General features: G+C 68.8%; 11 protein-coding genes. 5 read left to right on the top strand and 6 right to left on the bottom strand.

All coding sequences use genetic code 11. The annotated features are described in order from the left end of the window. Window positions 1–77: 77 nt before the first annotated feature. From ACEN96_RS24805 to ACEN96_RS24795, 3 genes are read right to left on the bottom strand one after another with little or no spacing between them, the layout of a single operon-like run. A complete protein-coding gene (locus ACEN96_RS24805; protein WP_343639826.1) occupies window positions 78–839 on the bottom strand; it encodes a LytR/AlgR family response regulator transcription factor in 762 nt (253 codons plus the stop codon). Next, entirely contained in the window at window positions 836–1,945 is a 1,110-nt protein-coding gene (locus ACEN96_RS24800) for a histidine kinase (RefSeq protein ID WP_495585683.1), read from the bottom strand. Before ACEN96_RS24800 ends, ACEN96_RS24805 begins: the two co-directional genes overlap by 4 nt. Then, the gene (locus ACEN96_RS24795; protein WP_495585682.1) at window positions 1,942–3,102 is read right to left on the bottom strand and encodes a sensor histidine kinase; all 1,161 of its coding nucleotides are present in this window, start codon (window positions 3,100–3,102) and stop codon (window positions 1,942–1,944) included. Before ACEN96_RS24795 ends, ACEN96_RS24800 begins: the two co-directional genes overlap by 4 nt. A 116-nt stretch (window positions 3,103–3,218) precedes the next feature. Between ACEN96_RS24795 and ACEN96_RS24790 the strand changes: the two genes are divergently transcribed. Further along, the gene (locus tag ACEN96_RS24790) at window positions 3,219–4,067 is read left to right on the top strand and encodes an alpha/beta fold hydrolase (RefSeq protein WP_495585681.1); all 849 of its coding nucleotides are present in this window, start codon (window positions 3,219–3,221) and stop codon (window positions 4,065–4,067) included. Window positions 4,068–4,240: 173 nt separating this feature from the next. On the opposite strand, the gene ACEN96_RS24785 is transcribed toward ACEN96_RS24790, so the two are convergent. Continuing rightward, entirely contained in the window at window positions 4,241–4,603 is a 363-nt protein-coding gene (locus ACEN96_RS24785) for a PilZ domain-containing protein (RefSeq protein ID WP_495585680.1), read from the bottom strand. 30 nt (window positions 4,604–4,633) lie between these two features. Beyond that, window positions 4,634–5,062 carry a hypothetical protein gene (locus tag ACEN96_RS24780; RefSeq protein WP_343639835.1) on the bottom strand — a complete coding sequence of 143 codons (429 nt, stop codon included), beginning with the start codon at window positions 5,060–5,062 and terminating at the stop codon, window positions 4,634–4,636. A 257-nt stretch (window positions 5,063–5,319) separates the two neighbouring features. Between ACEN96_RS24780 and ACEN96_RS24775 the strand changes: the two genes are divergently transcribed. Next, complete coding sequence (locus tag ACEN96_RS24775; RefSeq protein WP_495585679.1) at window positions 5,320–5,973, top strand: DUF1134 domain-containing protein; 654 nt, start codon at window positions 5,320–5,322, stop codon at window positions 5,971–5,973. 51 nt (window positions 5,974–6,024) lie between these two features. On the opposite strand, the gene ACEN96_RS24770 is transcribed toward ACEN96_RS24775, so the two are convergent. Further along, the gene (locus ACEN96_RS24770) at window positions 6,025–6,675 is read right to left on the bottom strand and encodes a hypothetical protein (protein WP_495585678.1); all 651 of its coding nucleotides are present in this window, start codon (window positions 6,673–6,675) and stop codon (window positions 6,025–6,027) included. A gap of 251 nt (window positions 6,676–6,926) precedes the next feature. Between ACEN96_RS24770 and ACEN96_RS24765 the strand changes: the two genes are divergently transcribed. From ACEN96_RS24765 to ACEN96_RS24755, 3 genes are all read left to right on the top strand, one after another. Then, window positions 6,927–11,036, top strand: a complete 4,110-nt coding sequence (locus tag ACEN96_RS24765; protein ID WP_495585677.1) for a ribonucleotide reductase barrel domain-containing protein — start codon at window positions 6,927–6,929, stop codon at window positions 11,034–11,036. A 7-nt stretch (window positions 11,037–11,043) separates the two neighbouring features. Continuing rightward, entirely contained in the window at window positions 11,044–11,967 is a 924-nt protein-coding gene (locus tag ACEN96_RS24760; protein WP_495585676.1) for a hypothetical protein, read from the top strand. A gap of 500 nt (window positions 11,968–12,467) precedes the next feature. Beyond that, entirely contained in the window at window positions 12,468–13,616 is a 1,149-nt protein-coding gene (locus ACEN96_RS24755) for a hypothetical protein (RefSeq protein WP_495585675.1), read from the top strand. Window positions 13,617–13,665 lie beyond the last annotated feature (49 nt).

Raw genomic sequence — 13,665 nt, 5'->3', positions numbered from 1 at the left:
CCCTCGCGGGGGGCGAGGGAGTTCGTGCCGGCAGCGCGCAGTCTTCAACACTGGCGGGGTGTTGAGGAGTCCCCGATTCACATCTGCCGGAACAGGTGGGTATAGCTTTCCGCGACGATCAGCGCGTCCTCGCTCTCCTTGAGCTTGACCTGCATGCGCCCGCGGAAGTCGCGGCTGACGCCCGCCACCGCCGCCGCGTTGACCAGCGTCGAGCGGTGGATCTGCCAGAACTGCTGCGGATCCAGCTCCTCCACCAGTTCCTTCAGCGGCTTCCTGATCAGCGCCTCGCCCTGGCGCGTGGCGACGCGGGTGTACTTGTTGTCGGACTGGAAGTACAGCACCTCATCGACCGTGATCAGCTTCAGCGTCTGCCCCACCGACGCGTTGATCCAGCGCAGGAACTGTCGCTGCGGCGAGTGCGCCGCCTGCGCGCCCAGCTGGCTGAGCACCGCGCTCAGATCCGCCGGCGGCCCCGCCAGCCGCTGTTTCACCCGCTGGATCGCGGTGAACAGCCGGGCCGGCTCGAGCGGCTTGAGCAGGTAGTCGACGGCCCCTTCGTCGAAGGCCGACACCGCGTACTGGTCATACGCCGTGACGAACACGACATGCGAGCGCCCCTGCACCTGGCGCGCGACCTCCAGCCCGGTCGCGCCCGGCATCTGGATGTCCAGGAACAGCACATCGGGCCGGGTCTCGTGCAGCAGGCGCAGCGCCTGCACGCCATCGGCGGCCTCGCCGACCACGGTCAGTTCGGGCCACAGCTGCGACAGGCGCTCGACGAGCTCGTGACGCAGCGTCTCCTCGTCCTCGGCGACGACGGCGGTGGGGGACAGGCTCATGCGGGCAGCTCCAACGTGAATTCAGTGTCCTCGGCATTGCTGCGGCAGCGCAGCCGCGGCGGCGCCGCGTCCGGCGCGCGGTCCAGGCGCTCGAGCCGCTCGCCGAGCGCCCGCAGCGCGGTCTCCTCGCCGCACAGGCCGCCGCGATCGAAGGACAGCCGCAGCCGCAGTCCGCCGCCGGCGAACTCCTGCGCGCTCAGCCGCGCCTGCGTCGGCAGCCGCGCGGCGTCGCGCAGCATCAGCTGCGCCAGCGGCAGCAGCAGCATCGGCGGCACCGGCCGCGCGGCCAGCCAGGCGGACCACTCGGTCGCCAGCGGCAACACGCCGCGCTGACGGCCGGCCACCACCGCGAGATAGCTGTCCAGCAGCGCGGCTTCGGATTCCAGCGTCACGCCGCGCTCGCGCAAGCGCGGCAGCGCCACGCGCAGATGACGGATCAGCCGTTCCATCTGGTCGGGCGCCGCGCCGTCCCCGGCGTCGTAGGCGCGCTCGATGTCCACCAGCGTGTCGAACAGGAACTGCGGCTCCACCTGGGCCTGCAGCGCCGCCAGCCGCGAGGCCGCGGCCTCGCGCGTCATCGCGCTCTGCTCGCGCAGCAGCGTCTCCAGCCGCAGCCGCGTGCGGCGGCGTTGCACCGCCATCTCGTACCAGGCGACCGACAGGCTGGCCGTGACGCAGATCGACAGGCACTCGCCGATGAAGTTCACCCACTGGATCGGCCGGAACGGATGCTCGCCCTTGCGGCTGCGCGCCAGGTCGGCGATCGACGGCAGATGCAGCATCGGCATCAACTGGTCGTACAGCAGCTTGGCCAGCACCGCGCCGCCCAACACCGCGAGCGCCAGCGCCGCGATCCGCCAGCCGCCGCGCAGTCCGCTGCGCGTGGCCGGCAGCCAGGTCAGCAGGATCACCAGCGCCACCAGCAGCGGCGTCAGCATCTGGTTGGCCAGCGCCGACGGCCAGCGCGCGTCGTCCATCACATAGAAGATCGACGGCGCATCCACCAGCCCGTAGAAGACGCCGATCAGCAGGAACCAGGACAGCTCCTCGCGGCGCAGCGAGCGCCACGCCGCCCAGAGGTGCGCGCCAGCGCCGCGCGCGCTCATGGCAGCGCCCCGGCGGTGGCCGCGGCCGCGCCGCGCGCCGCGCCGGTCAGCGGCACGCGCACCCGCGCGATCACGCCGCGCGGTTCGGCGGCCTCGAGTTCCAGCCAGGCCTTGGACCCGAACATCGCCGTCAGCCGCGCCCGCGTGTTGGCCAGCCCGACGCCGCTGCCGCCGCTGGCGGCGAAGCCCTGGCCGGTGTCGCGCACCTCCAGCAGCAGGCCGTGGCCGTCCGGCTCGCGCCGTGCGGAGATGTCGATGCGGCCGCCCTCGGGCAGCGGCGACAGGCCGTGCTTGATCGCGTTCTCCACCAGCGTCGGCAGCACCATCGGCGGCAGCGGTGTCGCGAACAGCGCGGCGTCGGCCTCGATGTCGAAGCGCAGCCGCTCGCCCATGCGCATCTGCAGGATGGTCAGGTAGCTGCGCGCCAGCTCCAGCTCCTGGCCCAGCGTCGACATGCCCTGGCGCATGCTGGGCAGCGCGGCGCGCAGGTAGGCGATCAGGCTGCCCATCATGTCGCGGCCGCGCTCGGGCGCGGTCTCGTACAGGCGCTTCACGTTGGCCAGCGTGTTGAACAGGAAGTGCGGCTCGATCTGCGCGTTCAGCGCCGAGAACTGCGCCTCCAGCTGCTGCGCCTGCAGGCGGTCGTGCTGGCGGGACAGCTCGGCCAGGCGGGCCTGGGCGCTGCGTTCCTCGCGCAGGCCGTGCAGCAGCGCGGCGAAGAAGCCGCCCAGCACCAGCCACAGCCCGGTCGTGGACGTCAGCCAGGTCCAGCTCAGCGGCTCATGGTCCTCGGAGCCCAGGTTCGCGACCTTGTAGCGCAGCAGCGTGCCCAGGGCGGCGCCCAGCGCGATCGCGACCGCGCGCACGGCCACCGGCCAGCGCATGCGGGTGCGCGCCAGCAGCGCCTCGGCCAGCGCCAGCGCGGCCAGCACGCTCAGCGCGGTCAGCAGCGTCTGGCGCGTGAAGCGGATCCACTCCAGCAGCCAGCTGCCGACGGTGTCGTCCTGGGTGAGCCAGGTCAGGGAGCGCGCGCCGGCCATCGCCAGGCAGAAGTAGAAGGCCGCCGCGATCATCCGCAGGTTGAAGAGCTGCAGCGCTGCGTCGCGCGCGGAGCGGCGCGGCTCGGCGGCGGGCGGGAAGGGGGGCGCATCGGACATGGACGGCATTCTGGCCGCGGCGTCCGGGCGCCGCCATGGGGCTGCGACGAAGCCGTCCAGGGCGGGACGAGTCCGCTCCGCGAGGGACCGGGCGCCGCAGGCGATACTCGCGCCCCATGAAGATCCATATCGGAAACGGTGCGCGTCTCTTCGTGGACGTCGAGGGCGCGGGCCTGGTGCCCGACGGGGCGCGGATGCGCGAGAAGCCGACGCTGATCTGCATGCATGGCGGGCCGGGCTTCGACCACGCGGCGTTCAAGCCGGCATTCAGCGCGCTGGCCGACCTGGCGCAGATCGTCTACTACGACCACCGCGGCCACGGCCGCAGCGATCCGCGTCCGGCCTCGGAATGGACGCTGGACACCTGGGCCGACGACATCGTGCGCCTGTGCGATGCGCTGGGCATCGACAAGCCCATCGTGCTGGGCCAGTCCTTCGGCGGCTTCGTCGCGCAGCGCTACATCGCGCGCCATCCGGGGCATGCGTCCAAGGTGATCCTCTCGAGCACCTCGCACCACATGGGCCTGGACCGCAAGCTGGCGGCCTTCGAGCGCCGCGGCGGTCCCGCGGCGCGCGCGCTGGCCGAGGCCTTCTGGAGCCGTCCGTCGCGCGAGACCTTCGAGGCCTACTGGGCGGGCGTGCGCCACCTCTACAACACGCAGCCGGCGGCCGATCCCGAGGCGGGCGGCCGCACGCTGGTGAACCTGGACATCCTGCTGCACTTCGTCAGCGGCGAGAAGCAGGACCTCGGCCTGCTCCGCGGCCTGGAGAAGGCGCAGTGCCCGGTGCTGGTGATGGTCGGTGAGGAGGATCCGGTGTGCCCGCTCGAGGACGCGCTGGAGATCCACGACGCGCTGCCCGCGCAGTGGCGTCAGCTGGCGCGCTTTCCCGGCGTGGGCCACGGCGCGTGGCGCGACGATCCCGCCGCCGCCTTCGCGGTGCTGAGGAAGTTCATCGCCGAGTGAACCGCGGTCTGCGCAAGAACTCCCTCGCCCCCCGCGAGGGGGGAGAGGGCAGGGGAGAGGGGGTGTTTCGAAGGGCAGCAGCGCTGTGGCACGAGCCCCCCACTCCCTCTCCCCGCGGGGGCGAGGGTGTAAGAAGGAGCGAGTGCCGGCGAAGTCCCGCTTGTCTTCGTCCGTCAGGACGCCGCGAGCGCCTTGAGATCGCGCTCGGCCAGCGACGCGTCGCCGAGGTTCAGCTCGATGACGCGGCGCAGGTGGGTGATGCTCTCGATGTCGATGCCCAGGCACAGCAGCCCGGCGCGGCCGTCGCCGACATGGGCGAGCTGGGCCGCCATCGTGATGTGGCCGTCATGCGGCGCGAGCGGCAGGTCGAGCAGGCACAGCGCGCCGGGCTCGACGTCGGACGCTTCCGGCAGCAGCAGCAGCGCGCCCTTGAGCGACAGGTCCAGCACCTGCACCGGCAGTCGCTGGTCGACCGTCACCAGTTGCGCCGGGCCGGCGAACGCGATGCGGGAGAAATGGCGGCGTTCCTCGGTCATGGCGCGGATGGGAAGTGGAGGGCTCGGGGTTCAGAGCTCGGCGTAGATCGTGCTCTTCTCGATGGCCTGGTGCAAACGCGAGGGCGCCAGCGGTTCCAGGCCCATCGTTTCCAGCAGGTACCAGGACGCGCGCAGCAGCGCGGACGTGGCCTGGCGCAGCTCGCTCGATTCAGGCGTCTCCTGGCGGGAGAGCATCGCCTGCAGCTGCCGCGACTGGTTGTGGCCCGCGACCTCGGGCACCTGCGCCGGCACGTGCTGCTGCGTCAGGCGGGCCAGCAGCTGCTGGACCTCGTGCCCATGCTCGGGCGACTGGATCAGGCGGGCGAGGTCGCCAAGCAGGCGTTCACCGGCGGCGGCCAGCAGCTGCGCGGAATGATCCGCGCCTCCGGCCAGGTAGAGCGCGGACGCCATGTCCAGGTATTCCAGCGCGCGGGCCAGACGGGGCAGGTCACTGCTCACTGCATGTCCTCCTTGATGCACTCTTGTCACGACTGCTGTTTGCATGCACCGCCGCTCCTTCTTGTGTGGAAATGGAGTCCCTCTCGACGGCGTGAGGCGGAGTGTATCGGGGCCCTGACGCGATGCGCACGCCGTTTGTCACGCCGGCGGGTAGCATCCATCGAGTTCGTAGAGCGGGCATCCCGTTTGCCTGCCCGTCGGCAAGCCGCGCGGGCCAGCGAGTGCCTGACGCCATCCTGACTTACCCGGAGAGACGCATGAATCGGCACGACATTTCGGATGAGACCGCGGGTCCGCTGGACCTGAACGACCCGGCGGCGCTGGCGCGGCGCGAGGCGCTGGGATGGCTGGGGCGCTATGCCGCCGCCGGCCTGATCCTGCCGCCGGGGCTGGCGGCGCTGCCGGCGCTGGCCGCCGAGAGCGAGGACGACACCTACGACCAGGATTCGGTGGTGAAGGCGGCGACCGATTTCTTCGGCGAGACCACCGAGGGCCTGGCCAAGGTGATCGAGAAGGCCTTCAAGGAGCAGGGCCGCCCGAATGCCTACATCAAGGGCCAGGAGGCCGGCGGGGCGATCACGGTGGGCCTGCGTTACGGCGATGGCGAGCTGCTGATGAAGCGCGGCGGCGAGGCCAAGGTGTACTGGGCGGGGCCGTCGGTCGGCTTCGACCTGGGCGCCAACGCGTCCAAGGTGTTCACGCTGGTCTACAAGCTGCCCAAGGCGAGCGCGATCTACCGCCGCTTCCCGGGCGTGGACGGCAGCCTGTACTACATCGGCGGCGCGGGCATCAACTATCAGCGCGCCGACGGCATCACGCTGGCGCCGATCCGGCTGGGCGTGGGCCTGCGCGCGGGGGCGAGCGTCGGCTACATCCACTACCGGCGCGAGAAGACGATCAACCCGTTCTGACCGCCGGTTCCGGCGGAAGACGGTGAGGGGCCGTCCGCGTCGCGCGGACGGTCAGCCGGTGCGCAGCGGGGCGCCCTCGCGCTGGCTGCGCGCGAGCGCGTGTTCGGCGCGGCCGAGCAGGCCGCTGCCGGTGTCGCCGGCGCCGCGCCAGGCGGTCAGGCCCATGCTGAGCGGACCGGCGGCGGGCTGCTGCTGCATCCACACGGCGCGGAAGCGCTCGCAGACCTTGCGGCCGGTGGGCAGGTCCACGTCATGCAGCAGCATCAGCATGGCCTCGCCCTGGCCGAGCGCGAGCACGTCCTGCGCGCGGCACTGCTGGCGCAGCATGTGCGGCAGCGCGCCGGCGGGCGCGCGCGCCGCGGCCAGCGCGACGAGGCACCAGGTCATGTCGGGGGCGTTCTGCTGCTGGCGCTCGACGAGCCGCGCCAGCAATTGATCGCGCGACGCCAGCGGCGACGACGCGCCGGCCTGGACGGCCAGCGCATGGAAGCGCTTGAAGTGGGCGAGGGCGATGCCGAAGTCGCCATGGGCTTCGGCGAGGGCGCTGAAGGCCTCCTGCACCGGCGCGTGGTCGTCGCCATGCTGCTTGCGCAGCTCGTCCAGGCGCGAGCGGGCCGCGTCGAACTGGCCGTCGAGGATGAGACGGCGGGCATCGGCGCAGCCTTGTTCCAAGTCGCCCAGGGTGCCGGGACTGGATCGCAAGACCTTCTCGGGAGTCATATCACCAAAGAATAACGGTCGATATCCGACCATCCCATGGGGGCTAACCAGCGGAGAAGGCGGTGAAGACGCATCAAACCGTGTCCGCGCCTCCAGGGCGCGCTTACGGGAGGACACGCGGGTCACGGTTCGGTGACGCGGCGTCGAAGGCGCGATGACGGATGCGTGGATGAGGGACGGCGGGGCGGACGGGGCGGGACTAGGATGGGCCGCGTCGTTCGATGGAGACCCGCATGAGCCAGCAGACCGTTCCTCAGAACCCGGCCCCGGCGGCCTTGTCCGCGCAGGCGAGCGCCGAGAGCCTGCCGCCTCAGGACATCAGCGCCGAGGTGCTGCTGGAGAAATACGCGAAGGATGGCGAGCGCTCGCTGGAGGAAGTGCGGGCGCGGGTGGCGCGGGCGCTGGCGGCGGCGGAGTCGCCGGAGCAGCGCGCGCACTGGGAGCAGCGCTTCCTGGAGGCGCAGCGGCGCGGTTTCGTGCCGGCGGGGCGGATCGCCTCGGCGGCGGGGACGGCCTTGTCGGCGACGCTGATCAACTGCTTCGTGCAGCCGGTGGGCGACGCGATCGCCGAGGAGGAGGACGGGTATCCCGGCATCTACACGGCGCTGACGGAGGCGGCGGAGACGATGCGGCGCGGCGGCGGGGTGGGATACGACTTCTCGAGGATCCGTCCCAAGGGCGCGTACGTGAAGTCGACGCAGTCGAACGCGTCGGGGCCGGTGAGCTACATGCGGGTGTTCGACCGCAGCTGCGAGACGGTGGAGTCGGCGGGCTCGCGGCGCGGCGCGCAGATGGGCGTGCTGCGGTGCGATCACCCGGACATCGAGGAGTTCATCCACGCGAAGGACCAGGGGGACCTGAAGAACTTCAACATCTCGGTGGGCGTGACGGACGCGTTCATGGAGGCGGTGGAGGCGGATGCGGACATCGAGCTGGTGCACAAGGCGGCGCCGGGGCCGAAGCTGCGCGCGGCGGGCGCGACGCAGCGGGCGGACGGGCTGTGGGTGTACCGGAGGATGCGGGCGCGCAAGCTGTGGGACCAGGTCATGCGCTCCACCTACGACCACGCGGAGCCGGGGGTGCTGTTCCTGGACCGGATCAACGCGGACAACAACCTGCACTACTGCGAGTCGATCAGCGCGACGAATCCGTGCGTGACCGCGGAGACATGGGTGCTGACAGGGGACGGGCCGCGGCAGGTGGCGGACCTGATCGGGACGCCGTTCCTGGCGGTGGTCGATGGGAAGGCGTATCGGACGGAATCGGCGGGCTTCTTCCCGACCGGGACGAAGCCGGTGCTGGCGCTCAAGACCCGCGAGGGCCACGCGCTGCGGCTGACGGCGAACCACCTGGTGAGGAGAGTGCTGAAGCGCACGCGCTACTTGACCGAGACGGACTGGGTCGCCGCGGGAGCCTTGCAGCCCGGAGATGAAGTCGTGCTGCACGAGCACCGATCGTTTGTTGGATGGCCAGGGGCCCATACGGCAGAGGAGGGATATCTCATTGGCGCGCTGTTGGGCGATGGGCATCTCAAGAACGAGAAAGCCGTGCTCTCCGTATGGGCCCCCGAACTGCGAGTGGCCGCGAATGGCGTCCCGGTTTCGCATTCAGCAGAAGGAATCGTGGCGGCGATCTCGAAGGCAATTGCCACCTTGCCCCATCGCGCGGACTTCCGCGGATGGCAACGTCCGATTGCATCCGTTGGGGAGATGCGGTTGGCGTCCGCATCCCTTAGGGATCTCGCACTGCAACTTGGCATGCGCCGCGGCGTTGGAGGCAAGGCGATCACGCCCTCAATGGAACGCGCGTCGTCCGACTTCCAGGCCGGACTGCTGCAAGGCCTCTTCGATGCGGATGGCTCGGTCCAGGGCACGCAGGAGAAGGGCGTCAGCGTACGTTTGACGCAGGTCGACCTTGCCACCCTGCAAGCCGTGCAGCGGATGCTGCTGCGATTCGGCATCGCCAGCACCATCTACGCCAATCGGCGAGAGGCGGGCGTCCGTGAGTTTCCCGACGGGCGCGGCGGGAAGCGGGACTATCCGCATCAAGCGATTCACGATCTGGTGATCGCTCTCGACAACCTCCAACGCTTCGCCGATCGCATCGGCTTCTCGGACACGGGCAAGGCGAGGCGCCTGGCCGACCGCCTTGCGGGCCAGAAGCGGCGCCTCAATCGCGAGCGCTTCGTCGCGACCGTCGCATCCATCGAGGCCGATGGCGTCGAGCCCGTCTACGACGTGACCGTCGAGCATGTTCATGCCTTCGACGCGAACGGCCTGATGGTCCACAACTGCGCCGAGCAACCCCTCCCTTCCTACGGCTGCTGCTGTCTGGGCTCGATCAATCTGGCGATCTTCGTGAAGGACGCCTTCACGTCGAAGGCCGCCTTCGACGAGGCCGAGTTCACCGAGGTCTGCAAGGTCGCCACCCGCATGCTCGACAACGTGCTCGACGTGACGCCGTGGCCCCTGCCCCAGCAGGCCCGCGAGGCCGCCAACAAGCGCCGCGTCGGCCTGGGCTTCACCGGGCTCGGCGATGCGCTGGTGATGCTCGGCCTGCGCTACGACGGCGAGCCCGCCCGCGCGATGGCGCGCCGCATCAGCGAGGTCATGCGCGACGCCGCCTACGAGGCCTCCTCCGACCTCGCGCTCGAGCGCGGCGCCTTCCCGCTGTTCAACGCGGATCTCTATCTCTCGGGCGGCAGCTTCGCCTCGCGGCTGCCGCCGTGGCTGAAGGACAAGATCCGCGCGCAGGGCCTGCGCAACTCGCACCTGCTGTCGATCGCGCCGACCGGCACCATCTCGCTGGCCTTCGCCGACAACGCGAGCAACGGCATCGAGCCCGCGTTCTCCTGGAGCTACACCCGCAAGAAGCGGATGCCGGACAACAGCTTCAAGGAGTACGCCGTCGAGGACCATGCCTGGCGGCTCTACCGCCATCTCCACGGCCCCGACGCGCCGCTGACCGACGCCTTCGTCACCGCGCTCGAGCTGCAGGCCGCCGATCACGAATCGATGGTCGCGGCCGTCGCGCCGTGCATCGACACCTCGATCTCCAAGACGGTCAACGTGCCGGCGGACTATCCCTACGCCGACTTCCAGGACCTCTACCGCTGGGCCTGGCAGAGCGGCCTGAAGGGCCTCGCGACCTACCGGCCCAACAGCGTGCTCGGCGCGGTGCTGAGCGTCGAGCCGATCGCCAAGCCCGAGCCGCTCAAGGCGGACACCGGGCCCAACCAGCGCCTGCGCGTCGAGCGCCTGCCCAAGCCGGTGCTGGCCTCGCTGCGCTGGCCGAGCCGGCCCGAGATGCCGGGCGGCAATCCGGCGTGGTCGACGATGATCCGCCACCCGCATGGCGACTTCGCGCTGTTCGTCGGCGAGCTGCCGGCGGAGGGGCCCGACGCGGGCCTGTTCGGCCGCACGCTGCCCTTCGAGGTCTGGGTCAACGGCGCGGAGCAGCCGCGCGGCCTCGGCGCGATGGCCAAGACCTTGTCGATGGACCTGCGCGCCAACGACGCCGCATGGCTGCGTCTGAAGCTCGACGCGCTGGCCACCGTCGCCGAGGAGCGCGCCTTCGAGATGCCGATGCCGCCGCTCGGTGAGCCGCGCCTGTTCCCGGGCGTGGTGGCGGCGACGGCGGCGGTGATCCGCTGGCGCTGCGAGCAGCTCGGCGCGCTCCAGGAAGGCGGCCCGACGCCGGTGCTCGACGCGATGTTCTCGCGCGAGGAGCCGCGCACCGGCACGGCCGGGACGCTCGCGTGGGCGGTCGACGTCGACAACCCGGCCACCGGCGAGCTGTTCACGCTGACGCTGAAGGAGGTCAGCCTGCCCACGCCCGACGGTGGCAGCGTCACGCGGCCGTGCGCGATGGGGTTCTCGGGGAACTATCCGAAGGCGCTGGATGGATTGGCGCGGCTGCTGTCGCTGGACATGCGCGTGCTCGACCCGGGATGGATCGGCATGAAGCTGCGCAAGCTGCTGAACGTGGGCGAGCCGCTCGGCCACTTCATGGCGCCGGTGCCGACGCTGTCGGGCGAGCGCAGACAGCAGGTGTGGCCGTCGACGGTGGCCTACGTCGCGCGGCTGGTGATCCACCGTTACGCGATGCTGGGCGTGCTCGACGAGAACGGCTATCCGCTCGTCGACATGGGGCTGATGGAGCAGGCGCCGCTGAAGCCGGGAAAAGCGGGCAAGGCGGGCGCGGTGGCGCGCTCGGCGTCGGAGGCCGGCGGCATCGTCGCGATGGCCGGCAAGAAGTGCCCCGAGTGCGGCAACTCGACGCTGATCCACCGGGATGGGTGCGAGTTCTGCACGGCGTGCGGGTTCGTGGGGCAGTGCGGGTGAGTGTTCGATGCCCCATAAGCCGCCCGTAAGCAAGATGACGGACACGATAGCTATCGAGCAGAAAATTACCCAGGGCATGACGGCGTTCCTGGACATCCTAGGCTTTGGCGACCGCGTAGCGTCGGCCGAAACTGCAGATGACGTCGCACGCATCGCACAAGACGTAGAGCGAATCCAGCGTGTGTTTGAGTTCAGCGGCAGAGAGGAGTGGCAGGACGAGGTTCATGCCCGCGCTCGAAAGACCGTTCTGGCCTTTTCCGACTCTGTGATAGTTCATGTTCCGTTGGAATCGGATGCGACTGAATTTCGTGGGACATTCGACCCACTCATGGTCGAAGTGTTCGACCTAGCCATGGCCCAAGCGGAGTGCGTGACCGAAGGTCTATTCCTTCGGGGCGGCCTCGATATGGGATGGTGGTATCGCAGCGATGACGTGCTTGTCAGTCAAGGGCTCGCGAGGGCATACCGAACTGAGGGACTGGCCAATGTCCCCGTCATAGCACTCACGGAAGACCTCTACGGCTACTTCCGTGACCATCCGGACCGGACGCACTACGCCCCCGAAATTAAGCCCATTGCGCGCATGTTCCGGCGGTACTCAGAAGTGGGGCGTGACGGTCGAGGTCACGAGTTCTGGTTCATCGACTACATCGCAACGTTCGCGAGAAACCTTGAGTGGACGCCTGCCACGGCGGAGGAGAGGAGCCAATACCTCGCGGCATCTCCCGAACGAAGGGACGAATTGCATGTCGAGGGAGACCAGGCCCTGCGCCGGCGATGGTTTGCGCACCATGCCCGCAGTGTGGAAGACGCGCATGCTCGAGCGGGTCAAGAACGCGTGGCTCAGAAGTATCGATGGCTTGCTGATTACCACAACGACGTCGCCGCCCAATATGGACTTGACGGAGAGTGCCTCTGTCGAATCAGCTGACTCAGCGTGGGTGCACCTTTGGTCGTCGGTCGAACGCGGGTGACGCTGTGCTCCAGTTCTGGATTGCACGGGGAATAAATGCTGAGCAACGAGCATTCCGCGCATGACTTAGAAGACGCTTTCGCGCGCTTCGTAGCAAGGGCGTAGCAGGAAACGCGAGGCGGCGATGGAGAGCGGGCCCGCAGGGGCAAGATCGGTGATTTATCCGATATGGAGAACTGCCGGAGGGCCAGTCGTGCGGGCGGACTGTCTCGTGGGGGCCGTCAGCCACGGCCGGCGCGGAGGCAATGCTCCTCATGAACCTTGCCGTTCCATGGGGCTCGGCCGTAGCTCTTGCTCGTGGAGCAATCTGTCCATGGCTTTGGCGTTGCTCAGGTCGAACATCTCAAGCGGCGCAGGCATCAGAAGTCGTCGTGCTTCAGCCCAGCATCTTTCAGAGGCAGGCTGGGAGGCCCCTCATTCGGTGGCAATACGTCGGCCTTCGCAGGTGAAAATCAGCCATGACCGACAGGCCCACCCTCAAGACAACCCCGTCCACGTTTGAGCTTGAGCGCAGGCGCGCCGTTGAAGCAGCGATGGGCTCGTCGTTGCCAGTTGCGCGGACGATGCAGTTGGCGGTGGAGGCTGCCGGGATAAAGCACTACGGCGGCCTTCCTGAGTCGTGGTGGAAGCAGCTCGCCTATCGGGACCCGATGCAGGACATCAAAGAGTCGCTAGCCAGGACCACAGGCCTAGACCTTGGATTGCACGCCGTTCGCCTCTCGGAGCAATCGGCCGCTGAAAGCTTTCGCCGGCTTGCGGACTCGATGGTCAGCAGCTTCGGCGACGTTGAAGCCTTGAAGGCAGCGTTCGTTAAATCAGCCACTGGTTTTGATCCGGCCCAACTGACAGCTGGGCACCAAGTCCAAAAGTTCCTCCAAGACTTGGCCGGCGAGAGCATGTTCAAGCAGCTTGAGGAGCAAGCCAAGCGTTGGCGCGCTCCGTATGAGGAACTGGCGAGGAGCCTGCATCCGTTCCAAGGTTCCTTCGAGCGGTCATCAGCGCGAGGGTTCCTCGAGAAGATTGCGAACGCATCGAGCTCCGTGGGTCTTGGGCAAGCTTTCACCGGCGTCGAAGGCGAGAGTTCCACGGAGGACGACGGGGCGCTCGAGCGTGGCGACCAAGCGGTCACAGAACTGGTCGCGGAGGTTGCGAGGCAGCGGACCATCCAGGACGCGGTCAATCACATCGTTGAGCTCCTTGAGGCGGCCAAGGAACCGCGGCTTCAACGAGTTCTCTTGCTCGTCATCTACCCGCTCGTCGTCCTGCTACTCGGAGTCCTTCTGAATCCGGTGGGGGATGTCTACGTGAAACGGGCGCTCGAGGCTTCATCGAAGCAGGAAGCGAACAAGAACATGAAGGAGGCCGGACGAGATGCAGTCCCGGATATCCGCATGCTCAAGGACTTCCGCTTTGTCGGAGCTCAGCGTCTGCAGGTAATGGCGACTGCAAAGGCCCGTGGCGCCGTCGTGGGGCAGTTGCGGTTCGGGCAGGTTGTTCGGGTCATTGAGAAGGAGCGCGACTTCACATTGATTGCGTGGACCGGTGAGGACGGGAAGGCCGAGCTGCAGGGTTGGGTGTTCTCGCGGTACCTCGAGCGCTTCAAGTGACCATTGCCAGTCACGCCGTTATCCTGGATTCGGACCAGGCTTGCGTTGC

The sequence above is a fragment of the Roseateles sp. Mitsp63 genome, assembly GCF_059491535.1.
This window is presented reverse-complemented; position numbering and strand designations above follow the sequence as displayed.

Coding starts and splice junctions, on each gene's coding strand:
- ACEN96_RS24805 (WP_343639826.1), bottom strand. CDS start 839: ATGAGCCTGTCCCCCACCGCCGTCGTCGCCGAGGACGAGGAGACGCTG.
- ACEN96_RS24800 (WP_495585683.1), bottom strand. CDS start 1,945: ATGAGCGCGCGCGGCGCTGGCGCGCACCTCTGGGCGGCGTGGCGCTCG.
- ACEN96_RS24795 (WP_495585682.1), bottom strand. CDS start 3,102: ATGTCCGATGCGCCCCCCTTCCCGCCCGCCGCCGAGCCGCGCCGCTCC.
- ACEN96_RS24790 (WP_495585681.1), top strand. CDS start 3,219: ATGAAGATCCATATCGGAAACGGTGCGCGTCTCTTCGTGGACGTCGAG.
- ACEN96_RS24785 (WP_495585680.1), bottom strand. CDS start 4,603: ATGACCGAGGAACGCCGCCATTTCTCCCGCATCGCGTTCGCCGGCCCG.
- ACEN96_RS24775 (WP_495585679.1), top strand. CDS start 5,320: ATGAATCGGCACGACATTTCGGATGAGACCGCGGGTCCGCTGGACCTG.
- ACEN96_RS24765 (WP_495585677.1), top strand. CDS start 6,927: ATGAGCCAGCAGACCGTTCCTCAGAACCCGGCCCCGGCGGCCTTGTCC.
- ACEN96_RS24760 (WP_495585676.1), top strand. CDS start 11,044: ATGCCCCATAAGCCGCCCGTAAGCAAGATGACGGACACGATAGCTATC.
- ACEN96_RS24755 (WP_495585675.1), top strand. CDS start 12,468: ATGACCGACAGGCCCACCCTCAAGACAACCCCGTCCACGTTTGAGCTT.